The sequence below is a fragment of the Agreia bicolorata genome (assembly GCF_000938265.1).
Classification (GTDB): Bacteria; Actinomycetota; Actinomycetes; order Actinomycetales; family Microbacteriaceae; genus Agreia; species Agreia bicolorata.
The window spans coordinates 138,890-163,894 of the sequence record NZ_JYFC01000007.1 but is presented as its reverse complement, the minus strand read 5'-3'; the positions used below and the strand labels follow the sequence as shown (position 1 = coordinate 163,894).

The 25,005-nt window shown below is 66.2% G+C and carries 22 protein-coding genes; 10 read left to right on the top strand and 12 right to left on the bottom strand.

The features are described from left to right. Nucleotides 1-79: 79 nt before the first annotated feature. Together TZ00_RS15340 and leuS are read right to left on the bottom strand one after the other, a co-directional pair. Nucleotides 80-280: a hypothetical protein gene (locus TZ00_RS15340; RefSeq protein WP_044442995.1), complete on the bottom strand. Its 201-nt coding sequence runs from the start codon at nucleotides 278-280 to the stop codon at nucleotides 80-82. A 14-nt stretch (nucleotides 281-294) separates the two neighbouring features. After that, nucleotides 295-2,775, bottom strand: coding sequence for a leucine--tRNA ligase (leuS, locus tag TZ00_RS15335; protein ID WP_420796238.1), 2,481 nt, complete (start codon nucleotides 2,773-2,775; stop codon nucleotides 295-297). Between the two features lie 251 nt (nucleotides 2,776-3,026). Here leuS and TZ00_RS15330 point away from each other — a divergent pair, with 251 nt between their 5' ends. Then, on the top strand, nucleotides 3,027-3,626 hold the full coding sequence (locus TZ00_RS15330; protein ID WP_202965867.1) for a DNA-3-methyladenine glycosylase I: 600 nt from the start codon (nucleotides 3,027-3,029) through the stop codon (nucleotides 3,624-3,626). A gap of 12 nt (nucleotides 3,627-3,638) precedes the next feature. Here the strand turns inward: TZ00_RS15330 and TZ00_RS15325 are convergent, their stop codons facing one another. Further along, nucleotides 3,639-4,997, bottom strand: coding sequence for an anthranilate synthase component I family protein (locus TZ00_RS15325; RefSeq protein ID WP_044442992.1), 1,359 nt, complete (start codon nucleotides 4,995-4,997; stop codon nucleotides 3,639-3,641). 18 nt (nucleotides 4,998-5,015) lie between these two features. On the opposite strand from TZ00_RS15325, the gene TZ00_RS15320 reads away from it, so the two are divergent. Then, entirely contained in the window at nucleotides 5,016-5,801 is a 786-nt protein-coding gene (locus TZ00_RS15320) for an aminotransferase class IV (protein ID WP_052521629.1), read from the top strand. Nucleotides 5,802-5,806: 5 nt separating this feature from the next. Here TZ00_RS15320 and cydC read toward each other — a convergent pair whose 3' ends face one another. From cydC to TZ00_RS15300, 4 genes are read right to left on the bottom strand one after another with little or no spacing between them, the layout of a single operon-like run. Continuing rightward, nucleotides 5,807-7,462, bottom strand: coding sequence for a thiol reductant ABC exporter subunit CydC (cydC, locus tag TZ00_RS15315; RefSeq protein ID WP_044442991.1), 1,656 nt, complete (start codon nucleotides 7,460-7,462; stop codon nucleotides 5,807-5,809). Continuing rightward, on the bottom strand, nucleotides 7,462-9,132 hold the full coding sequence (cydD, locus tag TZ00_RS15310; RefSeq protein WP_044442989.1) for a thiol reductant ABC exporter subunit CydD: 1,671 nt from the start codon (nucleotides 9,130-9,132) through the stop codon (nucleotides 7,462-7,464). The genes cydC and cydD overlap by 1 nt, the downstream gene beginning before the upstream one ends. A gap of 4 nt (nucleotides 9,133-9,136) precedes the next feature. Continuing rightward, nucleotides 9,137-10,147, bottom strand: a complete 1,011-nt coding sequence (gene cydB, locus TZ00_RS15305) for a cytochrome d ubiquinol oxidase subunit II (RefSeq protein WP_044442988.1) — start codon at nucleotides 10,145-10,147, stop codon at nucleotides 9,137-9,139. A gap of 2 nt (nucleotides 10,148-10,149) precedes the next feature. After that, entirely contained in the window at nucleotides 10,150-11,586 is a 1,437-nt protein-coding gene (locus TZ00_RS15300) for a cytochrome ubiquinol oxidase subunit I (protein WP_044442987.1), read from the bottom strand. A 96-nt stretch (nucleotides 11,587-11,682) separates the two neighbouring features. Here TZ00_RS15300 and TZ00_RS15295 point away from each other — a divergent pair, with 96 nt between their 5' ends. Genes TZ00_RS15295 through TZ00_RS15285 form a run of 3 tightly spaced genes read left to right on the top strand, consistent with a single transcriptional unit; the run spans nucleotide 11,683 to nucleotide 13,743 of the window. Then, nucleotides 11,683-12,063 carry a BlaI/MecI/CopY family transcriptional regulator gene (locus tag TZ00_RS15295; protein ID WP_044442985.1) on the top strand — a complete coding sequence of 127 codons (381 nt, stop codon included), beginning with the start codon at nucleotides 11,683-11,685 and terminating at the stop codon, nucleotides 12,061-12,063. A 2-nt stretch (nucleotides 12,064-12,065) separates the two neighbouring features. After that, complete coding sequence (locus TZ00_RS15290; RefSeq protein ID WP_044442984.1) at nucleotides 12,066-13,010, top strand: M56 family metallopeptidase; 945 nt, start codon at nucleotides 12,066-12,068, stop codon at nucleotides 13,008-13,010. A 49-nt stretch (nucleotides 13,011-13,059) separates the two neighbouring features. Then, on the top strand, nucleotides 13,060-13,743 hold the full coding sequence (locus TZ00_RS15285) for a DedA family protein (protein WP_044442982.1): 684 nt from the start codon (nucleotides 13,060-13,062) through the stop codon (nucleotides 13,741-13,743). Between the two features lie 90 nt (nucleotides 13,744-13,833). Here TZ00_RS15285 and TZ00_RS15280 read toward each other — a convergent pair whose 3' ends face one another. From TZ00_RS15280 to TZ00_RS15260, 5 genes are all read right to left on the bottom strand, one after another. Beyond that, a complete protein-coding gene (locus tag TZ00_RS15280; protein ID WP_044442980.1) occupies nucleotides 13,834-14,760 on the bottom strand; it encodes a glycine betaine ABC transporter substrate-binding protein in 927 nt (308 codons plus the stop codon). Nucleotides 14,761-14,762: 2 nt separating this feature from the next. Next, nucleotides 14,763-15,500, bottom strand: coding sequence for an ABC transporter permease (locus tag TZ00_RS15275; RefSeq protein WP_044442979.1), 738 nt, complete (start codon nucleotides 15,498-15,500; stop codon nucleotides 14,763-14,765). Beyond that, nucleotides 15,497-16,183 (bottom strand): ABC transporter permease, encoded by a 687-nt coding sequence (locus TZ00_RS15270; RefSeq protein ID WP_044442978.1) that lies wholly within the window; start codon nucleotides 16,181-16,183, stop codon nucleotides 15,497-15,499. The genes TZ00_RS15275 and TZ00_RS15270 overlap by 4 nt, the downstream gene beginning before the upstream one ends. Further along, nucleotides 16,180-17,025 carry an ABC transporter ATP-binding protein gene (locus tag TZ00_RS15265; protein WP_044442977.1) on the bottom strand — a complete coding sequence of 282 codons (846 nt, stop codon included), beginning with the start codon at nucleotides 17,023-17,025 and terminating at the stop codon, nucleotides 16,180-16,182. The genes TZ00_RS15270 and TZ00_RS15265 overlap by 4 nt, the downstream gene beginning before the upstream one ends. A 136-nt stretch (nucleotides 17,026-17,161) precedes the next feature. Beyond that, nucleotides 17,162-17,824 carry a TetR/AcrR family transcriptional regulator gene (locus TZ00_RS15260; RefSeq protein WP_044442976.1) on the bottom strand — a complete coding sequence of 221 codons (663 nt, stop codon included), beginning with the start codon at nucleotides 17,822-17,824 and terminating at the stop codon, nucleotides 17,162-17,164. Between the two features lie 67 nt (nucleotides 17,825-17,891). On the opposite strand from TZ00_RS15260, the gene TZ00_RS15255 reads away from it, so the two are divergent. The 5 genes from TZ00_RS15255 to TZ00_RS15235 all read left to right on the top strand — a co-directional run bounded on the left by TZ00_RS15255 (nucleotide 17,892) and on the right by TZ00_RS15235 (nucleotide 24,980). Then, nucleotides 17,892-18,629 carry an SOS response-associated peptidase gene (locus tag TZ00_RS15255; RefSeq protein ID WP_044442975.1) on the top strand — a complete coding sequence of 246 codons (738 nt, stop codon included), beginning with the start codon at nucleotides 17,892-17,894 and terminating at the stop codon, nucleotides 18,627-18,629. A gap of 35 nt (nucleotides 18,630-18,664) precedes the next feature. Continuing rightward, complete coding sequence (locus tag TZ00_RS15250) at nucleotides 18,665-19,732, top strand: App1 family protein (RefSeq protein WP_044442974.1); 1,068 nt, start codon at nucleotides 18,665-18,667, stop codon at nucleotides 19,730-19,732. A 172-nt stretch (nucleotides 19,733-19,904) separates the two neighbouring features. After that, nucleotides 19,905-22,808 carry a PHP domain-containing protein gene (locus tag TZ00_RS15245; RefSeq protein ID WP_044442973.1) on the top strand — a complete coding sequence of 968 codons (2,904 nt, stop codon included), beginning with the start codon at nucleotides 19,905-19,907 and terminating at the stop codon, nucleotides 22,806-22,808. Nucleotides 22,809-22,849: 41 nt separating this feature from the next. Further along, entirely contained in the window at nucleotides 22,850-23,947 is a 1,098-nt protein-coding gene (locus tag TZ00_RS15240; RefSeq protein WP_152631235.1) for a winged helix DNA-binding domain-containing protein, read from the top strand. 49 nt (nucleotides 23,948-23,996) lie between these two features. Continuing rightward, nucleotides 23,997-24,980, top strand: coding sequence for an alpha/beta fold hydrolase (locus TZ00_RS15235; protein WP_044443114.1), 984 nt, complete (start codon nucleotides 23,997-23,999; stop codon nucleotides 24,978-24,980). The last annotated feature ends 25 nt before the right edge of the window (nucleotides 24,981-25,005 follow it).

The window sequence follows — 25,005 nt, the reverse complement described above, 5'->3', positions numbered from 1 at the left end:
ACCGGTGACGACAATCGCCCCGGCGCCGCACTGTGAACAGCACGCACGCCAGGGCGACTGGTGAGGAGTGGTGAGGCTGTTACGGCTTCTTGTCGGCCTGTGTCTGAGACGAACGGCGCCGATCACGACGGGTGTCGATGGCCAGCACCACCGCAGCGACCAGCAGGATGACTCCGACCGGAATCATGATCCAGCTCAGCGTGAGCGCGGGAACGAGCACGGCGAAATACACGCCGAACCCCGTCAGCAGCACAAGAGCGGTGTTGCGAAAGGCGTTCATTCGGCGGACCCGCGCTACGCCAGCGGCTTCGTCGCGATGCTCACGACGCGCGGCTCTCGCACGACCACGTTGACGATCTCGCGATCGCCGATGGCACGCTGAACGGCGGCGGATGCCCGAGCCATCGCCTCGAGGTCGCTGCCGGCGATCGTGGGCGGCACCTCGAGACGGTCGCGCACCTTGCCATCGACCTGCACGACGGCGGTCACAGATTCCTCGGTGAGCAGGGCCGGATCGGCTCCGCGCCAGCCGTATGCCGAGATGGATGCGGGGTAGCCGAGGCGCTCCCACATGTCCTCCGCCGTGTAGGGCGCGAACAGGCTGAGCCCCAGGGCCACCGTCTCGACAGCCTCGCGCACCGCCGGGTCGGCGCCGCCAGGGCCCGAGTCGACGGCCTTGCGGGTCACGTTGACGAGCTCCATGATGCGGGCGACGACGACGTTGAACTTGAATGCTTCGATGAGGCCTGGGGCCTCGGCCAGGAAGCGGTGGGTGACCCGACGCAGGGCGATGTCGCCATCACGCCAGTTGACCTCGGGCTTGCTGGTCACGTCTCCGGCCAGCCTCCACGCGCGAGCGAGGAACTTGGAGGATCCGGCAGGCGATACGTCTGCCCAGTCGATGTCGTCTTCGGGCGGGCCGGCGAAGGCCATGGTGAGGCGCACCGCGTCGACACCGTGTTCGTCGAGCTGGTCGCTCAGCTGCACGATGTTGCCCTTGGACTTCGACATGGCCGAGCCGTCCATAAGCACCATGCCCTGGTTCAGCAGCGCGCTGAAGGGCTCGGTGAACGACACAAGACCCAGGTCGAACAGCACCTTGGTGATGAAGCGCGCGTAGAGCAGGTGCAGGATCGCATGCGTGACACCGCCCACGTATTGGTCCACGGGCGCCCATTTGTCGACGTCTTTCGGATCGAACGCCTTCTCGCTGTCGTGCGGGTTCAAGAAGCGCAGGAAGTACCACGAGCTGTCGACGAACGTGTCCATCGTGTCGGCGTCGCGCAGCGCAGGCGTTCCGTCGATGGGGTTGGTCACGTTGACCCAGTCCTCTGCGGCGCCGAGCGGCGAGCTGCCGCGCGGCTTCAGGTCGAGACCGTCGCTCGGCGGCAGCAGCACGGGCAGCTGGTCTTCGGGAACGGGAATCTCCTCGCCGTTCTCGCCGTGAATGATCGGGATGGGCGTGCCCCAGTAGCGTTGGCGCGAGATCAGCCAGTCGCGCAGCCGGTAGTTCTTGGCCGGACGACCGGCGCCCTGCTGCTGCAGAATCTCGATGGCCTTCTTGATGGCGTTGACCTTCGACAGACCGTTCAGCGGGCCTGAGTTCATGAGACGCCCGTCACCCGCGAGCGCGATGCCCGTGACAGCGGGGTCATAGCTGCCGAAGTTCGGGTCATCCAACATCTCGTCGGTGATGATCGGGATGGCACCGGTCGCCGGAGCGGTCACGTCGACGACCATGCGGATCGGCAGGTCGAAGGCGCGGGCGAAGTCGAGGTCGCGCTGGTCGTGCGCGGGAACGGCCATGACGGCGCCGGTTCCGTAGTCGGCCAGCACGTAGTCGGCGGCCCAGATGGGCATGCGCTCTCCGTTGACCGGGTTGATCGCGTAGCGCTCGAGGAACACACCCGTCTTCGGGCGGTCGGTGGCCTGGCGCTCGGTCTCGGTGCTCTTCTGCACGTCGGTCAGGTACTGCTTGAAGGCGGCCTGCACCTCGGGCGTTGACCCGGCCGCCAGCTCGATGCCGAGGTCGGAGTCTGGGGCGACGACCATAAAGGTCGCGCCGAAGAGCGTGTCGGGGCGTGTGGTGAACACGGTGACGGGCTCGTCGCGGCCCTCGACGGCGAAGTCGACGTCGGCACCGATCGAGCGGCCGATCCAGTTGCGCTGCATGCTGAGCACCTTCGAGGGCCAACTGCCCTCGAGCTGGTTCAGGTCGTCGAGCAGGCGGTCGGCATAGTCGGTGATCTTGAAGTACCACTGGGTGAGCTTCTTCTTGACGACGACCGCGCCGCTGCGCTCCGAGGTGCCGTCGGGCAGAACCTGCTCGTTGGCGAGCACAGTCTGGTCTACCGGATCCCAGTTGACCCAGCTGGCCTTGCGGTAGGCGAGGCCCTTCTTGTACATCTGCAGGAACAGCCACTGGTTCCACTTGTAGTACTCGGGGTCGCTGGTGTGCAGCACGCGATCCCAGTCGAACGACGCGGCGTATCGGCGCATGCTGCGCTTCTGCTGCTCGATGTTGTCGTAGGTCCACTGGCGCGGATCGAGGCCGCGCTTGATCGCAGCGTTCTCGGCGGGCAGCCCAAAGGAGTCCCAGCCGATGGGGTGCAGAACGTTGAAGCCCTGCTGGCGCCAGTACCTGGCGATCACGTCTCCGAGCGCGTACGCCTCGGCGTGGCCCATGTGCAGGTCACCCGAGGGGTACGGGAACATGTCGAGCACGTACTTGCGCGGGCGATTGTCGCCGTCGAGGTCGGTCTTGAAAGGCTGCATCTCGTCCCAACGAGGCAGCCACTTCTCTTGAATGGCGGCGAAGTCGTACTGGAGGGCCGGGTCATTGCGGGGGTCGTACTGCTCGGCGCTCGTCGTTTCGATGGTCACGCGACTCTCAATTCCTGCTTGGGTTCGGCTGCTGGGGCCAAGATCACCGCGATACACACCCATGAATGCACGACATAAGCGTGGCATGGGGGCGCGGCAGCAATCCATCGTACTAAACCTGCCCGCACCGTATCGTTGAGCGCGTGGACGCGACCATCACCAGTGCCGACGGCATCACCCGCTGCGGATGGGCGCACTCTGCACCGGAGATGCTGCCGTACCACGACGAGGAGTGGGGCAGGCCGCTGCACGGTGACCAGCCCTTGTTCGAGAAGCTCTGCCTCGAAGCCTTCCAGTCCGGGCTCTCGTGGATCACCATCCTGCGCAAGCGCGAGGCCTTCCGTGCCGCGTTCGCCTCGTTCGACATCGACCGCGTCGCCGCGTTCGACGACAGCGACGTCGAGCGCCTCCTGGCCGACGCCCGCATCGTGCGCAACCGCGCGAAGATCGCGGCCTCCATTGCGAATGCCCGGGCGACGAAGACCCTCGTCGACGCGCAGCCGGGCGTGCTGGATGCCCTCCTCTGGAGCTTCGCTCCCCCGCGGCGCACGGTCGCGCCGGAGTCCTACGCCTCCATCCCTCCCTCCACCCCGTTTTCGACGGCCGCGAGCGCCGCCTTGAAGAAGCTCGGCTACCGCTTCGTCGGGCCCACGACGATGTACGCGCTGATGCAATACGCCGGTCTCGTGAACGATCACGCCGCCGGATGCCATCTGGCCGTCGGCGAACCGGGCGCGTTCTAGGCGCGCGCGGCTCTACAGGCCGAGCGCATCCAGCAACGGTCGAGCCTTGATCCGCGTCTCCTCGACCTCCTCGTCGACGATAGACAGCGCCGTGATTCCCCCGCCCGTGCCGATGGATGCGCCGCCCGACGTAAGCACGACGCTGCGGATGACCATTGCCAGGTCGAGCGCCCCGTCGAGACCGAAGTAACCGAAGACGCCGGCGTAGATGCCGCGAGCCCCGCCCTCCAGCCTGTTCAGAATGCGCATGGCACTGATCTTCGGCGCGCCCGTCATCGATCCTGCGGGAAACAGCGCGGCGACGGCATCGAGCGAGTCGGCGCCGGAGGCAAGCCGGGCTGTGACCGTGCTGACGAGCTGGTGCACAGAGCTGTAGCTCTCGATCGCGAGGAGGCTGGTCACCTCGACCGATCCGAGCAGCGCGACCCGCGAGAGATCATTGCGCATCAGGTCGACGATCATGAGGTTCTCGGCGCGCTCCTTGTCGCTGGCGAGCAGTTCCTCCTTCAGCCTCTCGTCATCGACAGGGGTCGCGCCCCGCGGCCGCGTTCCCTTGATCGGCTTCGTCTCGATGGCCCCGGCGGCATCGATCCGCAGAAAGCGCTCGGGACTGGCACTCACGAGGGCGACTCCGCCGATGCGCAGATATCCGCCGTGGTGGCTCGGGTTCGAAGCGCGCACCGCGAGGTAGAGACCGAGAGGGTCGGGATGCACATCGGCCGTGATCTCGTTCGTGAGGCACAGCTGGTAGGCGTCTCCCCGCCGAATCGACTCCTGGCACTCGCTCACCAGCCGCGCGTAGTCGGCGGCGTCGTGCCTCCATTGCGCTCTTGGTGCCGCGAGCGACTGCCGGATGCGGCCTGGTCCCGCAAGGGGAAACGGCGCGAGCACCGGCGGATGCCCGACGCGGAGAGCGTCGAGGCGGTGCGCCGTGCGCTCGAGCCAGCCCTCGGCATCCGGTTCGCCCTCGAGCGCGAGGAGCGTGACCACGCCCGCACCGTGATCGAAAGCGATGGCGCGGGTCACCCACAGTAGAGCGGCGCCGGGGAGAGACGTCATCGCCGTGTCGACCCCGTGCTCGGCCGCGCCGAACTCGTACGACAGCCAGCCCACCCAGCCGAGATCGAATCCCTCGGAGGCACCCACGGCTGCATCGACCGCACGTCGGCGCTCTCGAAGCTCGTCGATCAACGAAGGCAGGTCTGCCGGCGAGTCGATCGGGTCGCCCGCCCCGAGATAGCTCGTTCCCGAGGCGGAATCGCGCCCGGAATCGAGCCAGAAGGCGTTCGGCGCTCGACCGTAGACCTCGATGAACACCCGTTCCGGATCGACCCAGTGCTGCAGTGCTCTGGTGACGACGCGACGGGACACTGTAATAGCGTAGGCCGTGTGATCACGCCCCGCTTCTTCGTCTGGACAGGACAAGAACTGGTCGAGACTCCGGATGTCCCAGCGCACGAGGGCGTGCTCGTGGCCGACAGCTGGCTGGTCGCCGACGGCGGAGTGCGGGCCCTGCAGCTGCATCGCGACAGGTTCCTTCGCGGTGTCGCGTCGCAGACGACGATCGACTCCTTCACCGCCGAGAGCTTCTGGCAGGCGGCGGTCGACGAGCTTCCCCGCACCGGCGAGTGGTTTCCCCGTGTCGACGCGCTGCAGACGGGCGGCGAGACGACGCTCGCCCTTCGCCTGCGGCCCGCTCCGACTCTCGGCGCCTCCGTGCGAGTCGCCTCTCTCGATGATGGTGACCCGAGGGTCGTCACAACGGTGAAAGGCCCCGACATCGAGCGGCTCGGTGCGTTGAAGAGCGAGGCTGCGCAGAACGACGTCGACGAACCGATCATCGTCTCTGCCGCGGGGCACGTCGTCGACGGAGCCACGAGCGCCGTGCTGTGGTGGCGCGGCGACCGGCTGTTCGCTCCCTCGGCGTCGCTGCGCCGCGTCGACAGCGTCACCGCGAAGTCCATCCGGCTCCTGGCCTCGGCAACGGGAACGGACACCGGCGAGGAGTTCGCTACCCCGGCCGATCTCGCGGGCTGCGAGGTCTGGGTGGTCAACGCTCTGCACGGCATCCGCGTCGTCACGTCATGGAGCAACGGCCCCACGCTCGGGCGCACCCACGGCCGAGCAGCCGCGTGGCAGCGCCGCCTCGACGCTCTCGTGCGGCCGCTTCCCTAGTCAGCTCAGCCCAACCGCAGACGGCCCGTGATCAGATCAGCCGGCACGGGCAGGTGGCTGATGATCACGACGGCGCGCCGGCCGGCAGGGTCGGCGGATGCGGACAGCAGATCACGGAGCAGCGCGTCGGCGCGACCCGGGTCGACGTTCGCCGTCGGCTCGTCGAGAACGAGCACCGGGAAGTCGGCGAGCAGCGCTCTGGCCAGAGCGATTCGCTGCGCCTGTCCTCCCGAGACAAGCGATCCACGTTCGCCGACCCGGGCATCCAGGCCGCCGCGCTGCCTGACCCACTCCGACAGGCCGACCCGATCGAGCACCGCGATCAGCTGGGCGTCGGAGGCGTCATCCTTCGCGAACAGCAGGTTCTGGCGGATCGATTCGTCGAACAGATACGGGAGCTGCTCGCTGAGGCCGATCGTGCGCCGCACTTCCGCGAGCGGCAGGTCTCGCACGTCGACACCGCCGAGGCTGTACGAGCCCTCGAACTCGAGGAAGCGCACGAGAACATGCGCCAGCGTGGTCTTTCCCGATCCGCTTGCGCCGGTCACCAGAATGCGATCCCCCGGTGACACGGTGAGGTCGATTCCCCGAATGGCCGGCGATGATTCCTGCGGCCATGACGCTGACACCCCGCGGAGCTCGATCACCGCGTTCGACGGATCGATTGCGGTGTGTGCAACCGCGGCCCTCTCGACCGGAATCTCCGGCGGCACGACGTCGGGCACGGCGGATCCGATGCGCTGTGCGCTCGAACGCACCTGACGCAGGGCAGAGAGAGCGAGCGGCACGCTCGAGATCACCTCGAAGACCGCGATCGGCACGAGGGCGATGATCGCGAGCACGGGCCCGTCGAACCCGGGGGTGCCGAGCGAGGGAATGCCCGCGAGGAGCGCCGCGATGCTCGCCGCTCCCGCTAACAACGACAGGATGCCCGTGGCGACTCCTGTGCCCGCCGCGCTCGAGAGCACGGCGCGGGTCAGCCGAGCGTCTGCGCGCTCGACCGCGGCCAGACGGGCGTCGGTCGCGTCGAACGCGGTCAGCACGTCGAGATTCACGACGGTGTCGAGCACCTCATCGGCGAAAGCGCCCCGCAGCGGGGCGATGGACTGCTCGGAGCGTGCCGCGATGAGGCTGTTCGCTGCTGTTCCCACGAGGGCGGCGAGCACGAGCGCGACCAGAAGAGCGATTCCCGCCTGCGGAAGCAGTATCCAGACGGTGACCACGCTGGTGGCGGCCACGGCGCCCGAGATCACGAGCGGCTGAACGACGCGCAGAGGAAGGTTCTGCAACTCGTCGACGTCGGCCGTCAGCCTGGTCAGCAGATCGCCGCGCCGCGTGCCGGCGAGGCCGTCGGGCGCAATCGGCACAAGCCGCTCATAGATGCCGACCCGCAGCGTCGCGAGGGTTCGGAACGCCGCGTCGTGACTCGCGAGGCGCTCTGCATAGCGGAAGCCCGCGCGGCCGAGAGCGAATGCCCGCACGCCCACGATCGCCATGTTCAGGTAGAGGATCGGCGGCATCTCGGCCGCCCGGGTGATCAAATATGCCGAGGTCGCGAGCAGGCCGACCGCGCACAGCGCGCTCAGCAGGCCGAGCAGAACCCCGGGGGCGAATCGCCTCGCGCGCGGCTGGGCGAGCCGCAGAATCTCGGTCGTGCGCATCAGGCGGCCATCGCAGCCGGCTCAAGTGAAAGGATGCTGTCGGCGGCCCGGGCGAGCGCCTCGCGGTGCGTCACCACGATGAGCGTGATGGTCGCCGATTCCGTGAGAGTGCGGAGCCCATCGACGAGCCTCGCCTCGGAGAGTTCATCGAGCGCCGAGCTCGGCTCGTCGAGCACGAGAACCGCCGAGTGCCGCTCCAGTGCGCGATAGACCGCGCGGGCGATCGAGACCCGTTGCGCCTGCCCGCCCGACAGGCCCGCGCCGGCGACCCCGAGCATCCGGTCGAGGTCGATCTCGTCGGCTGCAGCGATGGCAAGGGCGCGCGCGGCCATCGCACGATCGGGCGCTCGGCTTGCGAGGGCCACGTTCTCGAACACCGAACCCGCGAACAGCCCAGGGCGCTGACCGCACCACGAGATCCAGTCGAGGCCCGTCGCGCCGGCCTCGATCGCATGCCCGTCGAGCGTGACGGCGCCCGTGTGAGCGACGAAGCCGAGCAGCGCGGCGACGAGCGTCGACTTGCCCACGCCGGACGGCCCCGTGATGGCGGTGAAGCTACCCGCCGGGAATTCCGCATCGATCGGCCCGATCACCGGCCGGTCGTCGTACCCCGCAGCGAAGCCCGACAGCCGGAGCGCACCAGCCGACGGCCCATCGGACATCCGCACGATGGCGATGTCGGCACCCGCGTTCGACCGTGTTGCGGAGGCGCCAGCCGACGCCGCATCGAGGATCTCGAAGACATCGTCGGCCGCGGCCACACCGTCTGCCGCCGCATGGAATTGCGTGCCCACCTGTCGCAGCGGCAGGAAAGCCTCGGGCGCGAGCAGCAATACGAAGAGCCCCACCGAAAGGCCCAGCGACCCGTCGATCAGGCGGAGCCCAACAGAGACAGCGACCACGGCGACCGCGAGGCTCGAGACGAGTTCGAGCACGAAGCCGCTGAGAAAGGAGACCCGCAACACCTTCATGGTCTGCACCCGGTACTGCTCTGTGACACTGCGGATGCGCTCCGCTTGGCGGGCGGCGCGTCCGAACAGCGTCAGCGTGGCGAGACCCCCCACGACGTCGAGAAAGCTCGTTGAGAGGCTGTTGAGCAGGCGCCACTGCTTCTTCTGAACGGTCTGCGTCGCCCAGCCGATGAGGATCATAAAGACGGGGATGATCGGCAGGGTCAGCACCACGCCCAGAGCGCTCGGCCAATCCTGGAGAAAGATGACCAGAACGACGACCGGCGTGGCGATGGCCGTGAGGATGAGCTGGGGAAGATAGCGGGAGAAGTAGGTGTCGAGCGCATCGAGGCCAGGACCGGTGACGGTAGCGACGGACGTCGCGTTGCGCGCGGCCATCCACCCCGGGCCCAGTTCGGTCACGGCTGTGAGCACGCGTGAACGCAGTTGGCTCTTGACCCGGGCGGCTCCCCGCGTGCTCGTGACCTCGGCGATCCAGAGAAGCAGAGCGCGTGCGATCACGACGCCGGCGAGTGCCGCGATCATGGGTGCCAGCTCATCAAGGCTCTGCCCGTGGATCGCCCGCACGATCACCTGGCTGAGAAACCAGGCGAATCCGACGATGCAGGCGGTCTGCGCCAGCCCGATCACTGCACCTGCCGCCAGAAACACCCGGGCTGCCCGGGCGTAGCCGAGCAGCCGAGGATCGAGAGGTTTCACTCGTCTAGTGTGCCGCCTCGGCGCCCTCGATGTGCGCACGGGTGACCCGCTTGCGGAACACCCAGTAGGTCCAGCCCTGATACGCGAGGATCAGCGGGAGCGAGACGAGGGCCACCCAGGTCATGACCTGGAGCGTGTAGGCCGACGACGACGCGTTCGCGATGGTGAGACTGTTGGCCGGGTCGTTCGATGCGGGCATCACATCGGGGAACAGCGACAGGAACAGGCTGAGCACGGCGAACGCGACGGTCGCCGCCATAGCGCCGAAGGCCCAGCCCTCACGCCCTCGGGCATTGGCGAGCACCGCGACGATCAGCGTGACCGCCGCAACCGCCGAGAGAACGGCCGACCAGAAGGTGCCGTAGGCCAAGGTCGTCCAGAGAAGGAAGGACGCGGCGACGACGATCGTGAGGATTCCCGAGCGGGTGGCCAGCCGGCGCGCCCTCTGCTGCAGATCTCCGTCGGTCTTCAACGAGACGAACAGCGTGCCGTGGGTGAAGAAGAGCAGAAGCGTGGTGACCCCGGCGAGGAGCGCGTAGGGGTTCAGCAGGTCGAAGAACGATCCCGTGTAGTTGAATCCCTCGTCGAGCGGAACGCCCCGAACGATGTTGCCGAAAGCGACGCCCCACAGCAGCGCGGGAACCGCGGAGCCGATCACGATCATGGCGTCGAAGCGACGCTTCCAGGCGGCCTCGGGACGTTGATGCCGGTACTCGAACGACACGCCTCTCAGAATGAGCGACAGCAGGATGACAAGCAGCGCCAGGTAGAAACCCGAGAACAGAGTCGCGTACCACTCGGGGAACGCGGCAAACAGCGAGGCGCCGGCAACGATCAACCAGGTCTCGTTCAGATCCCAGATCGGGCCGATGGTGTTGATGATGACGCGGCGGTCGGTGTCATCTTTTCCGAGGAACGGAAGAGACATGCCCACGCCGAAGTCGAAGCCATCGAGCACGAAGTAGCCGATGAAAAGGAATGCAATGATTCCGAACCAGAGAATCGTGAGGTCCATGATCAGTACACCGTGGTTTCCTGGCGTCGGACGCCGGTCTCGGGATGGGGTTCGGGCAGGTCGTCCGGCCCCTTCTGGGCGGCCTTCTTGATGAGCTTGAACTCGACTACGGCGAGCGTGCCGTAGATGAGAGTGAAGGCGATCAGGGAGATGAGTACCTCGAGGCCGCTGACGTTCGGCGAGACGCCGTCGGCGGTCTTGAGCAGGCCGAACACCAGCCACGGCTGCCGACCCATCTCGGTGAAGATCCAGCCCATGATCATGGCTCCGAGCGAGAGCGGGAAACTCCAGATGGCCGCCTTCCAGATCCATCGGCTCCAACGACCGGCGAGCAGGCGCGCGCCGAGGGCGCTCTTTCGCCGCGTGAGGATGAGGCCGACGAAGGCCACGACGATGTGCAGCAGGCCGAGGCCGATCATCCAGCGGAACGCCCAGTAGGTGACCCAGATCGTGGGCGTGTAGTCGCCAGGGCCGTAGAGCTGCACGTACTGCGCCTGCAGATCGTTGATGCCCTCGACAGTTCCGTCGAACGTGTGGGTCGACAGGAACGACAGCAGATAGGGAATGCGGATCGAGAACAGCTCACTGACGCCGTCGGGGGTGCCGAGCGTGAACACCGAGAACGACGCATCCGCGCCCGTGGCCGTGGTGTACATCGCCTCCGCCGCCGCCATCTTCATGGGCTGGGTCTGCACCATGGCAAGGCCGAGCGAGTCGCCGGTGAACACGGTGAGTGCACCGGCGATCATCATCATCCAGAGGCCGAACTTGAGCGCAGGCCGCATGGTGTCGAGGTGCTGATTGCGCGAGAGGTGCCAGGCCGCCACGGTGACAATGAGACCGGCAGCCACCATGAAGCAGGCGAAGATCGTGTGCGGGAAGGCCGCGAGCGCCACCTTGTTGGTGAGAAGCGCCCAGATATCGGTTAGTTCGGCGCGCCCCTTCGCCTCGTTGATGTCATACCCGACGGGGTTCTGCATAAAGGCGTTGGCGGCGATGATGAAGTAGGCCGAGAGGATCGTGCCGACCGCGGTCGCCCAGATCGTGGCCAGGTGCAGACCGCGCGGCAGCTTGTCCCAGCCAAAGATCCACAAACCGATGAACGTCGCCTCGAAGAAGAACGCGAGCAGTCCCTCCATGGCGAGAGGTGCGCCGAACACGTCGCCCACGAACCGCGAGTAGTCCGACCAGTTCATGCCGAACTGGAATTCCTGCACGATTCCCGTGACGACGCCCATGGCGAAGTTGATGAGAAAGAGCTTTCCGAAGAACTTGGTGAGCTGCAGGTACTTCTCTTTGTTCGTGCGCACCCATGCGGTCTGGAACAGCGCAACCGTGAGCGCCATACCGATCGTGATAGGCACGAAGAGAAAGTGGTAGACGGTGGTGAGGCCGAACTGCCAGCGTGACAGGAGCAGTGGATCGAGCCACTCGTTCATGGAGGGTTCCCCTTCGGAAGTAGACTTCTACACAACGTAGAAATCCTTCTTCTACAGAGCGTAGAACAAACTCGAACGAAAAGGTAGTCTGGATCCATGATCACTCTCGGCGTCCTCGAGCGTTCCGTCATGAACGCACTCTGGGAATCGCCCGACGGCCTCTCCGCCCCCGAACTCGGCGAACGACTGGTGGCCGCAGAGGCTCCCGCGAAGCGTCGCGAACTCGCGACCACCACCCTTCTCACCGTGCTCTCTCGCCTCGAGAGCAAGGGCTTCGTCTCGCGCAGCCGCGCCACGAGGCCCCACCGCTACCACGCGGTCAACTCGCGGTCTGAACACACGGCCGAGCTCATGCATGAGGTGCTGCAGCTTGCACCCGATCGAGACGACGCGCTGGCCCGATTCGTCGGAAGCGTCTCGCCGACCGAGGCAGAGACGCTTCGCCGGCTGCTCGCATCCCGCGGCACCGGTAACTGACGGTGACCGGAGCCTGGATAGGGCTCGCGGTTCTCGCCCTAGCCCTGGCGTGGCCCGTTCCCATCGCGCTGTCGAAAGCAGAGTGGCCCGCCCGCGCCCCGGGCACGGCCCTGGCCCTGTGGCAGGCAGTGGCTCTCTCGGGTGGCCTCTCGATGATCGGAGCGCTGCTGACGTTCGGGCTCACGCCCTTCGAAAACGACCTCGGGCTCGCATCGACTCTCCTCTCAGGCCACATCCTCGACGGGCCCATTCCTGCTCAGGCAGGCGCGTTGCAGATCGTCTCACTCGCAGGCGCTGTCGTTCTCAGCGTGCACCTTGTGCTGAGCCTCGCGACGACAGCAGCCAACACAGCCCGCGAACGCCATCGCCACCGAGCCCTGGTCGAACTCCTCAGTTCACCTATGCACGGAAGCCCCGGCACGCGGATGCTCGATTTTCCAGCCCCCGTGGCCTACTGTCTTCCCGGCGTGCGCTCGATCACAGTGCTGACCGAAGGCCTGGTTCGGGTTCTGGATGCCGCACAGCTTCGAGCGGTTCTGGCCCACGAGCGGGCGCACCTCCGCCAGTATCACCACCTCGTTCTTCTCGCCTTCAAGGCGTGGAACATCGCCCTGCCGTGGTTTCCCATCGCGAACCGCGCCGAGAAGGCCGTGGCTCTTCTCGTCGAGATGCTCGCCGACGACGACGCCCGTCGCGAGGTCGACGACACCTCGCTCGCTACGGCGATCGCGATCGTCGGCTCGCCCTGGCGCGATAACGACCCCGCTTCCGCGCGCATCGCTTCCGATGAGATCGTGCCCGAAGCAGACCCGGAGACGCTCGGGGCCCGGGTATCGCGTCTGATCGCTCCGCCGGCACCCCTGTCCCGCGCTGCTCGTGCACTCGTACTCGCAGTCGGGGTGGCACTTGTCACCGCACCGGTCGCTGTACTCGTCACCCTGCTGTGATCGGGCGCATGCTCAGGTCGTCGGCGCCGACAGGTCATAGGCTCGGATCGTGAACGAGATTCTCAGTTGGATCCTGGACACGGTGTCCAGCGTCGATCCCGTGTGGCGAACTCTCATCGCCGGCGTCGCGATGCTGCTCGAGACGAGCATCCTGCTCGGCCTCATCGTTCCTGGAGACACGGTTCTGCTCGTCACCGCCACCGGTGTGCAGGGACCCGTTCAGTACATCGCGCTCGCACTCGCCTCGATCGTCGGCGCCCTTGGCGGCGAGAGCATCGGTTTTATGCTCGGACGCTACTTCGGTCCGCGCATCCGGCACTCACGCCTCGGTCGGCGCATCGGCGAGCGTCACTGGCAGCGGGCAGAGCGCTATCTCGATCGCCGTGGCGGTATCGCCGTATTCCTGTCACGCTTCCTCCCCGTACTGCACTCCCTCATCCCGGTCACCGTAGGCATGAGCACGATGACCTACCGTCGATTCATCACGTGGACGCTGCCCGCATGCATTCTGTGGTCGTTCGCCTACGTCACGGCGGGCTCCGTTGCCGCAGGCGGCTACCGCGAGCTGGCCGACAGGCTGCATTTCGCCGGGTACATCTTCGTCGCGGCCATTGTGGTCTTCGTTATCGTGGTGGTCATCGTGAAGAAACTCATCGCGCGCGGTGAGGAGAGGCACATGAATGACGCACCCGACTCCCCCGATGCCTCCGAACGAGGCACGCTCCCCCGCTGACGCATCCGACGACTACTCGTCGATCGCCCGCCTCACAAGAAAGCGGGCCCGTCGACCGCAGTCGACGAACCCGCTTATTGCGACGAGCTACTAGAAGAGCTTCTTGTCGTCGAGCCACGCCTTGGCGATGACCGGAGCCGATTTCTGGTCGTTGACGCTCTGCGAGTTCAACTCGACGAGATCGTCTTCGGTCAGCGCAGCGCTGACTTTGTTGATGATCTCAGCCGCCTTGTCGTCGACCTTCGTCGAGGCGACGGGAACGACGTTATCGGCTACGAACAGGCCGTCGGGGTCGGCGAGCGCCACGAGGTTGTTCGACTTGATGTTGGGGTCAGCCGTGTAGATATTGCCCAGCTGGATCGTGTTGTCGACGAGAGCCTTGACCGTCAGCGGTCCGCCCGAGTCCTCGATCGACTGGAAAGTCGTGTCGATTCCGTACTTCTCCTTGAGCGCCGCCGGACCGTATGGACGCGTCTCGAGTTCGGCGTTGCCGCCAACGACGATCGGGGTCTTGACGTTCTTCAGCGAAGCGATGTCAGTGAGCTTGTTCTCGGTGGCGTAGGCCTCTGTCACCGTGTAGGAGTTCTGGTCGGACGCTTGCGATTTATCGAGCACTCGAAGGCCCTCGGGCAGCGCGGACTCGAGCTCGGTGTAGACCTCGTCACTCGTCGTCGCCTTGGTATCGGGCTTGAGCGCCTGCAGCAGGCTCCCCGTGTACTCCGGGAACAGGTCGATCTTGCCTTCCTTGATCTCGGGAAGGTAGACCTCTCGCTGGCCGATGCGGAACTGGCGGTCGACGGTGTAATCGTTGGCCTCGAGCGCCTGAGCATAGATCTCGGCGATGATCTCGCTCGAGTAGTAGTCCTGCGAGCCGATGACGATGGAGTCGGTGCTGGCAGAATCACTGGATCCGGCGTCCAGCGGATCGCTCGTTGCGCACCCTGCCAGTGCCACCACGGCACCGACCGCGATAACGCCTGCGGCGATCCGGCCCTTCTTAATGTTTGCTGTGAACATCGTTATTTCCTCTCTTCGGTGGGGAACCCCACCACCGCGACGCGTCGGGATGACGGCCTGCGGACATCTGTGCTCTGGTTTGCGACAACGCCGCGTGGTACGACCAACTTCTGCAGCAGCGCGAAGATTCCCTCGCTCAGCAGCGCGAGCGCGATCACCAGCAGCGATCCGGCCAGCATCTGGGGGTAGTCGTTCGACTTCTGGCCCACAAAGATGAAGTGGCCGAGGCCGCCGGCACCCACGTAGTCGGCCAGCGTCGCGGTCGCGATGATCTGCAGCGTTCCCGAACGCAAGCCTCCGATGAGAAGCGGAAGGCCGAGCGGAACCTCAACCTTCGAGACGATCTGCCACTCGGTCATGCCCACGGCTCGAGCGGCATCGATGGTGCGCCGGTCGACGGCTTCGAATCCCGAATAGGCGCCGGCCAGAATGGGCGGTACAGCGAGGACGATAAGCGCGATGAGCGGCGCCTCCAGACCGACGCCCAGCCAGAGCGCGAGAATGATCAGCAGCCCGAGCGTCGGGAGCGAACGGAAGCCTCCTGTGAGGCTCACGGCCAGCGTGCGCCCCTTGCCCGTATGCCCGATGAGGTATCCCACGGGGATGGCTATCGCGCTCGCCACCAGCAGTACCAGCAGGCTGATTCCGAGGTGTTGAACAAGTCGGGTCGGGATGCCGTTGGCACCGGCCTGATGGGCTGGGTCGAAGATCCACGCAAAGGCGTCGACGAGGAGATTCACGCTGTCACCGCCTCATCCACGGGAAGCGCTCGTCGTTCGCGCTTGGGCGATACCGTCCGCGTCCACGGCATCAGCATCCGACCTGCGAGAACCAGCGCGAAGTCGATCACGAGTGCGAGAGCGATCGTGGCGACCATTCCGGTGGCCACCTCGGCAACGATGTTGCGTTGAAGACCATCGGTGAAGAGAAGGCCGAGGCTCTTGATGCCCAGCACCGCCCCCACCGTCACGAGACTGACAGTGCTCACCGCGACCACACGGATTCCTGCGAGCAGTACGGGACCCGCCAAGGGAAGATCGACCCTCCAGAACCGCGTCCAGGGCGAGAACCCCATGGCCGTCGCCGACTGGGTGACATCCGACGACACCGAGCCCAACGCATCCGCCGTCGTGCGCACCATGAGAGCGATGCCGTAGAGGGTGAGCGCGACGATGACGTTCACCGAGTCGCGAAGACCGGTGCCCAGGATGATGGGAAGTACGACGAAGAGCGGCAGCGACGGGATCGCGTAGAGCAGCCCAAGAACAGTCAGCAGCACACCGCGACTCCAGCGGTAGCGGTTGGCAAGCCAGCCGATCGGAACCGAAAGGACGAAACTCAGAACGATGGGCGGGATGCTGAGCGCCAGGTGTTCGAGGGTTCGCTGCCCGATCAGGGGCAGATTCTCGATGACCCAGTTCATGTCGGGACTTCTTCGCCGGTGCCGGTCGAGCCGTCGACGAGCACACCGGCAGCACGCCCCTCGCTGTCGAGCACGACATCGCGACCGTCGCGACGGTCGATGTGCAGCGCCCTCTTGCCCTTGGTCGCTCCGATGAAGTCGGCCACGAAATCGTTCGCCGGGGCGGTGAGGATCTCGGTGGGCGAACCCTTCTGTACGATGACGCCGCCCTTCTGCAGAATGACCACCTGATCGCCCAACAGGAAGGCCTCATCGATGTCGTGCGTGACGAAGACAACGGTCTTGTCGAGCTCGCGCTGCAGGCGGATGAGTTCTTGCTGCAGCTCGGCGCGTACGAGAGGGTCGACTGCGCCGAACGGCTCGTCCATCAACAGGATGTTGGGGTCGGCCGCGAGACCGCGCGCGACTCCCACACGCTGCTGCTGTCCGCCCGAAAGCTGGCTCGGGTAGCGGTTCGCGAGCGAGCGGTCGAGGCCGACCGTGTCGAGGAGCTCGAGGGCCCGGGTATGAGCCTCTTTCTTCGGCACCCCGTTCAGAAGCGGCACGGTGGCGACGTTGTCGACCACCTTCCGATGAGGCAGGAGCCCGGAGTTCTGCATCACGTATCCGATGCGACGACGGAGCTTCACCTTGTCGAGAGCAACGATGTCTTCGCCGTCGATCTCTATCGAACCCGAACTCCGGTCGATCATGCGATTGATCATGCGTAGGATCGTGGTCTTGCCGCAGCCAGAGGATCCCACGAAGACCGTGGTCTTTCGCGACGGGATCACGAGGCTGAAGTCCTCGACGGCCAGAGTCCCGTCGGGAAAACGCTTCGAGACCTGACGGAATTCGATCATGTCATGGGCCGTTCGTCGGGCGCGCTCGAACGCGCGCGTGTGACATCAGCCAAACATGATGCGCCTCAATAGGCAAAGCATGCGAGCCGGGCATGACGAACTGTGTCCGGCAGGCTAGAGTGCAGCCGACCGCGACTCAGGCGGGCAGGGCATCACTCTCGTTCTGCCGAGCGAGGTAGTTGCGAACAACCTGCTCGCACTCGTCGATGATGGTCTCATCGCCCGCGCCGCCGAGCATAAATGCGCGCACCAGCAGAGCATCGATCATCGTGACGGCGACTTCGAGGCGCGTCAGGAAGGCGGGATCCTGCGGAAGACCGTAGTTCTCGATCAGCACATCGTGGAGATTCTGGGCGATGCGATAGGTCTTGATGCGCGAGACGTCTGTCTCGGGTGACGACACCAGGTCGCCGAGCCTGATCGAGGTGAAGCCGACCTCGCCCCGGTGCATGGCGACCGACGAGCCGATCGACACAACGACCGCGTCGATCCAGCTCTCGGGCTTCTTCTCGACGATGTCGGCTTCGAACTGCCGCAGGAAGCGCTCGACGCTGCGCGTTCCGAGTGCCGTCAGAACCGCGATGCGGTCGGGAAAGTATCGGTACACGGTGCCGATGGAGGCTTCGGCGCGGTCTGCGACGAGGGCCGTCGTGAGCCGTTCGATTCCCACTTCGGCGACCACGGCCGCCGCTGCGTCGAGAAGAGCGGCGATGCGATCGGAGCTGCGAGCCTGGATGGGTTCGTTGCGCACCTGCACGGCGTCGGGGCGGATTTCCTCGGTGACGTTGTTCACAGGCACGGCGCCGATCCTTTCATCGGGGATGTGCTGACCATCCTAGTTGCGCGAGGGCGGCAGAATAGAGCACATGTGCGGTCGTTTCGTTGTTTCCAGTGCAGCCGGCGACCTTGTCGCCCTCTTCGACGTCGACGTCGAGGGGGCCGATCTGCCCGAGCCATCGTGGAATGTGGCCCCGACGCATCGGATTCCGGTGATCATCGACGCGGTCAATCGTGCTTCCGCGACCGACGACGACGCGCCGGCCGTGCTGAGGCGGCTGGAGTCGGCCCGCTGGGGGCTCGTGCCGGGATTCGCGACCGAGCCCACGGCATCCGCGCCTCTGTTCAACGCCCGCATCGAGACGGCGGCCGAGAAGCCGGCGTTCCGCGAGGCCGTCGCCTCGCGTCGTGCGGCCATACCTGCGTCGGGGTACTACGAGTGGCTGGTGGCGCCTGACGGCAGCAAGAGGCCGCAGTTCATCTCAGCCGGCGACGACGAGCCGATCCTCTTCGCCGGACTGTACGAGTGGTGGCGCAATCCGGCCGCTGCGGCCGACGATCCGGCGCGCTGGCTGCTCTCGACGACCATCCTGACCCGACCCGGAGCGGGACCGCTGGCATCACTGCACGAGCGGATGCCCGTGTTCCTCGAGCCGGGCCTCATGGAGGACTGGCTCGATCCACGCACTACAGGAGACGCCGGACTGCTCTCCGAGATCTCGCTGGCGGCAGAAGAGCTCGCCGACGACATGGTGTTCCACACGGTCTCGACGGCCGTCGGCACAGTCGGCAACAACTCGCCCGAGCTGGTGCTGCCGGTCGACTGACCCCGGCCCAAATCGGATGCGTGTCACACTGGAGTGTGCGGAAACCGGATAAGCCCCTCGCGGCCAAGCAGGGCGCCGAAGTCATCATTCATCGCGCGGCCCGCATCGAAGACGCGGTTCACGAGTTCCGCCAGAAACGCGCGCAGGCCAGGGGCAGGGTTCCCACGGTCATCCCCTACACGGGCTACGGTTCGACCAGCTGGATACGGGTTCTCGCCCGCGTGCTGCTCACGACTCCGTCTCGGCCAGGCTCGCGCGAGGCTCGTCGCGCCCGCAAACCCCATGAGAGCGTTCGAGGATGGCGCAGCTTCACGAGCGTTCCCTTCGGCAAAGCCGCCGTCACCGTACATGCCGGAGGGCACTCACACGTGGTGGCCGCCGACCGCGGCGGCGTGGTGGATGCGGTCATCGAGGTCTCTCTCGAGCCCGGTTGGCAGACGGTCGGCTTCACGATCGAGGGTGGCGACACCGTCGAGGCACCGATCTTCGTGCTCGAGCCGAAGACCAGCTTCGGCGTGGTGAGCGATATCGACGACACCGTGATGGTCACCGCGCTGCCTCGGCCGCTTCTGGCAGCCTGGAACACCTTCGTACTCGATGAGCACGCCCGCGTTCCCACCCCGGGAATGGCGGTGCTGCTCGAACGACTGACAACCGAGAACGCCGGTTCTCCCGTGATCTACCTGTCGACAGGGGCGTGGAACGTGGCACCCACCCTCACGCGGTTCCTTTCGCGCAACCTCTACCCGGCCGGCCCCTTGCTTCTCACCGACTGGGGGCCGACGCACGACCGTTGGTTCCGCAGCGGGCGTGAGCACAAACGTGAGAATCTGCGCCGACTCGCCCGCGAGTTCCCCGACGTGCGCTGGCTGCTCATCGGCGACGACGGGCAGCACGACGAAGAGATCTACGCCGACTTCGCGATCGACTTTCCGCAGAGCGTCGCGGCAGTCGCCATCCGGCAGCTGTCGAACAGCGAAGCCGTGCTGGCCGGCGGTCGCTCGAAAGACGAGGTGCACACCGAGCGCACCGGCGCGAACTGGGTCTACGCGCCCGACGGCGCCGGCCTGGCGACACAGCTCGCCGACGCGGGCGTGCTCTAACCGTCTTCTTATGCTTGACGCCACGCCGTAGCGACTGGCATATGTTGGCTCCGCTTCGTACACTTCGAATATAGAAGATATATTCGAATGTCTCCCGATCGGAGCGCGGCCATGAAAGTCGAAGAGTCCATCACCATCGAACTGGCCGTCGGCAAACCTCTCCCCTAACGCCATGGCCCGGTTCACCCATCTGCACGTCGCATCGACCTTCTCCGCGCACTCCGGAGCATCGCAACCAGAAGCGCTCGTCGCTTCCGCGGTCAACGACGGCGCCGACGTCGCGGCCATCACCGACCGCGATGGTCTCTACGGCGCCATCCGGCACGTGCGAGCCTGCCTTGCGGCGGGCATCGACCCGGTGGTGGGTGTCGATCTTGCACTGCTGCCCGAGCGAACGGGTCCGGGTCCGGTGCCGCCCGAAGCATCGTCGCCGGCACGCGTCACTGTCGTGGCGCATGGCCAGAACTCCGGCAAGGGGTGGGCCGCATTGTGCCGGCTGATCAGCGCGGCCCACTCCTCTGCGGCAGACGGCAAGCCGAGGAATCCGAACGACGTCGGTATTCAGCGCTCTCGCGCGCAAGAACTCATCGTCGCCGATTCCGGCCCGGTGGCGACGGTGCTGCTCGGGCCCGACTCCGACGTGGCACGCGCCGTCGCCACAGCCGACCTCGCACTGGCCGCATCGACCCTGGCGGAATGGAAGCGTCTGCTGCCCGGCGCGATCGCGGTCGAGGTCGTGTGCCACCTCACCGAACCGGGCGATATCGCCAGCATCCGCCACGCTGCCCGCATGCTCGAACTGGCCGACGCCGTCGGCGTGCCCGCCGTGCTCAGCAACGCTGTGCGATATCTGCGGCCCGACGACGCGGTCAGCAGCGACGTGCTCGGCGCATTCCAGCCTCGACCCGACACGCAGGCGTGGCTCAAACCTGCCGACTTCATGAGGCGACTCGCCTCGCTCATCGTCGACCACTCGTCTCTGCCACGATCGGCGGCGGAGCGGTTGCTGTCAGCCACCGAGCAGCTTGCTGACATGTGCAGACTCGACCCGCCGACCGACCTCGCGTGGCGCAAGGCCAAGGCCCCGTCCAACACAGCACTCGGCATCGAGGGCGACGCGGTCGTCGAGCTGCGTCGACGCAGCGACTCCGGCCTTCTCGATCGCTATGCGGATGCACGGCCGAACGATCTCGAGTCGCTGAAGACACGACTCGACGATGAGATCGACACGATCGGGCGATTCGGTCTCGCGAGCTACTTTCTCACTGTCGCCGAGGTGTCGTCCCTAATGCGCTCCATGAATGTGCACAACCAGGCACGCGGATCGGGCACAGGAAGTCTGGTGAACTATCTTCTGCGCATCTCCAGCGTCGACCCTGTGCAGCAGGATCTGCCCTTCGAACGCGTTCTAGACAGCACGTCATCCCGATCGCCCGTTATTGCCGTCGACGTCGAATCGGCCAGACGAAACGAGGTCTACCGGGCAATCGTCGAACGCTTCGGCGAGCACCGGGTAGCCCTCGTGTCCCACGACCTCAGCGCACAACCGCGCGGCGTGATCCTCGGCAATGCCGACCTGCTCGGCATAACGCCCGTTCAACCCAGCGACATCGGCCTGCCCATGAGCCAGTACGGCAAGACCGACATAGACGACGTGGGCCTGATGACACTCGATGTGCTCGGCACACCCACGCAGAGCACGCTCGCCTACGCGGTGTCCGAAATCCATCGCATCCACGGCTATCGCGCAGCCCACGCCGGTGGTCTGCCGAGCGACGCTCACTATGTCAACGCCAACGGCACCATCGACCTCGACGAGATCCCCCTCGACGACGAAGCGACCTTTGAAGCGATCCGCACCACCCGTACCGTCGGCATGTTCCAGATCGAGAGCCAGAGCGAGCGCGAGATGATCGGCGAGATGCGACCAGCCCAGTTCAGCGATCTCATCGCCGGCATCGTGCTCTCAATGTCCGACCCCGTGACAGCAAGCTCAGTATCGCCGCTCCTCGACGCCAAGAACTCGGGCTGCTCCCACGAGGCGCACGGCGCGGCACTCGCGCTCTCGACATTTCAGAGCGCCTGGCTCAAGACCCACTACCCTGCCGAATTTCTGGCTGCGCTTCTCACCCACGACCCCGGAACGCACCGGCGCGATCTGCTGCTCGCCGAAGCACGGCGCATGCGCGTGCCGATTCTGCCGATCGACGTCAGCTCGTCAGCAGAGGTCTACCGCGCCGAACGCATAGAACCGCCCCGATCGCACGGAGTGCTGGCCGATCCCGACGACGTGATCCTCGGCATCCGGCTATCGCTTGGCGATGTGCACGGCATCACCGCGACGGAGCTTGACCGCATCCTGGCGAACCGGCCCTACGTCGGCATCGATGACTTCTACCACCGCGCCGCACCGTCGCCCGACCTGCTCACCAGGCTCGGCCTTCTCGGCGCGCTCGACTCCGTGTCTGCAACCGACGCGTCGCTGCGTGGCCCGCAGGTGACACGCGGAGATGTGATGGCTCGAGTGCGCGAGCTGACGCTTCGACGCAAGCGCCCTGCCACCCGGCACATCCAGCCCACCCTGCCGATTCTCATCGACGAGGGGCACCAGCCCACCGAGGTTGCTGCCGAACGAAGCGTGGTCGCGCCGCCGGCGACCGAGCCCGGCATACAGCAGCTGAACATCGGCGGTCAGGTGATCGAGAGCTACCGCCCGTTGCTCGATGAACTCGGAGCGCTGCACACGGGTGAGCTGGCCCACTGCAGCGACGGCGCCACCGTGCTTGTGTCGGGAATCCGGGTCGCCACACGGACTCTTCCGGTGGAGGGCGGCGAACGCGGCGTCTGCGTCAGCCTCGACGACGGCTCAGGATGCGTCGACTCGATCTTCGTAGAACAGGCGAAAGACCGCGCGGGGCCGGCTCTCTTCGGCACGAAGCTGATGGTGATCCAGGGAAAGACGAGACGCACGGAGGATAACGGGGTCGTGATCGAGGCGAGCAATGTCTGGGATCTGAAGGCTCTGTGGGCGCAATCGCAGCAGACGCAGCCGAGCCACAGGCGGCAGGCTTCGTGAGCTCCGAGGCATCGGGGGCCACTTCGGCGCAGAATAGGCGGATGCGACGTACAGACCGGGCCCGGATCGCGAATCTCAGGCTGGTCGCCCACAACCTGGTCGCTAGCACTCTCACCTCGCCCGCCGAGGCCGCCTCCTCGATGCTCGCGACACAGGCGCAAGACCTCTCATCGGCGCAGTGGGCGCTGGCCGTTCGCAGCCCGGGATCCACGATCGCCGACGTCGACAAGGCATTCAACGAGGGCTCGATCGTGCGATCGTGGCCTTTTCGGGGAACGCTGCACGTGACGCCCGCGGCCGACCTCGGCTGGATGCTCGCCCTCACTCGCGACAGAATCCTGCGCGGCGCGACAACGAGGCACGCCGGCCTCGGCCTCGACGAGCAGGTCTTCTCGCGCGCCGCCGACGTGGTCCGCGGCGCACTTCGCGGAGGCGGGCGGCTGTCGCGAGCGGCCCTCTTCGCCGAGCTCGACGCATCCGGCATCGCCACCGGCCACCAGCGCGGCGGCCACATCATCTGGTACCTGGCCCATACCGGCCTCATCTGCTTCGGACCGATGGAGGCGTCGGGGCAGGCGGTTGTACTGACCGACGAGTGGATTCCCGAGGCCCGCCGACTCTCGCCCGACGAAGCCCTGGCTGAGCTCGCCGTGCGCTATTTCACCTCGCATGGCCCGGCGACGCTGCGTGACCTTCTGTGGTGGAGCAAGATCCTGGTGCCGGAGGCGCGAAGGGCGATCGAGGGCGCCGGCGACAGGCTTCGCCAGATCGTCATCGACGACACCGTCTACTATCTGGGCGCCGACCAGCCCGACAAGCCCGTCGCCCCGGGCCTCATACTCCTGCCCGGCTTCGACGAATACCTTCTGGGCTACGGCGACCGCGACGCGGTACTGCCTCCGGAACACAGCGCCAGAGTCGTGCCGGGCTCGAACGGCATCTTCCTTCCGATGGTCGTATCGAACGGTCAGGTGGTCGGCACCTGGCAACGAACGATTCGGCGCGCAACGGTCGACACCGCGGCGACAACCTTCGCTCCACTGACTGCGACGAGCACCGCGCGCTACACAAAAGCAGTCGAGTCCTACGCTCGATACCTCGGCCTGAACCCCGGAGAGGCAACGATCGTCGACTCCTGAGCGCGCCGCGGCAATCCGCATGGGCCTCCACGAACGAACTACCCTCGACATGACTGACACCGACGCCGCGACACGGCCCTATGCTCCGTTCGGCCTCGATGCAGACCCCGCATCGTCGGGCCTTGTGCCCGTCACCGTCGACACCGAGCTCGGACCGATACGCGTTCATCGATCGGCGACACGAACAGGTTCGACCGCCACCCTTCTGCTTCACGGCGCCGCAGGAAGCTGGACGACGTGGACGCCGCTGCTCGCGGCGGCCCGCGCAGCTGGAGAACCTCTCGCCGACGTTGTGGCCATCGACCTGCCGGGCTGGGGCGACTCGCCCGGCCCCCGCATCCGGTCGCGTCTCACTCTCGACTCGCTGGCCGACGTGGTGTGGCGAGCCGTCACTCAACTCGGATACACCCGCGCCGATATCACCGGCCACTCGTTGGGCGCCTTCATCGCCCTGCATCTCGCGGCGATCAGACCGGCGCACGTCACCGCCGTGCGCCTCGTCTCAGCGACGACCTTCAGTGTGCTGGCGAGTATCGAGCATCCGGTGCGGTCGTTCAGCGCCGTTCCGGGGTTCACTCTGCTGCTCGGCGTATTCCGTCTGCTTCGGACGGGCGGAGATCGCGGCGTGCGGCTGGTGCGCGCCGTGAGGAAGGCCGGGCTGCTGCGCGTTGCCGTGAGCCCGCTCTTTCGGCATACCCTGCGCGTGCCACGATCGGTGGTCAACGCGTTGGCAGACGAGGTGCGCCCCGACAGCTTCGTGCGGGCAGCCGAGGCGACCCGGGGCTACGATCCGCAACGACGCTGGACGAGCATCCGGTGCGCCGTCTGGGCCGTGCGAGGCGACGCCGACTCGTTCGTGCCGTCGCGCGACCTCACCGGTCTGCTCCGCACGATCCCTCTGGCAACGCTGACGGAGATCGGCGACTGCGGTCATTTCGCTCATGTCGAGCGGCCCCGGGAAACGTTGGAAGCCCTCGGCCTCGCAACATCGCGACGACCACTGGGTACAAAAAACGAAGCCGCCGCCAGGTGATCCCGGGCGACGGCTTCGACAAACG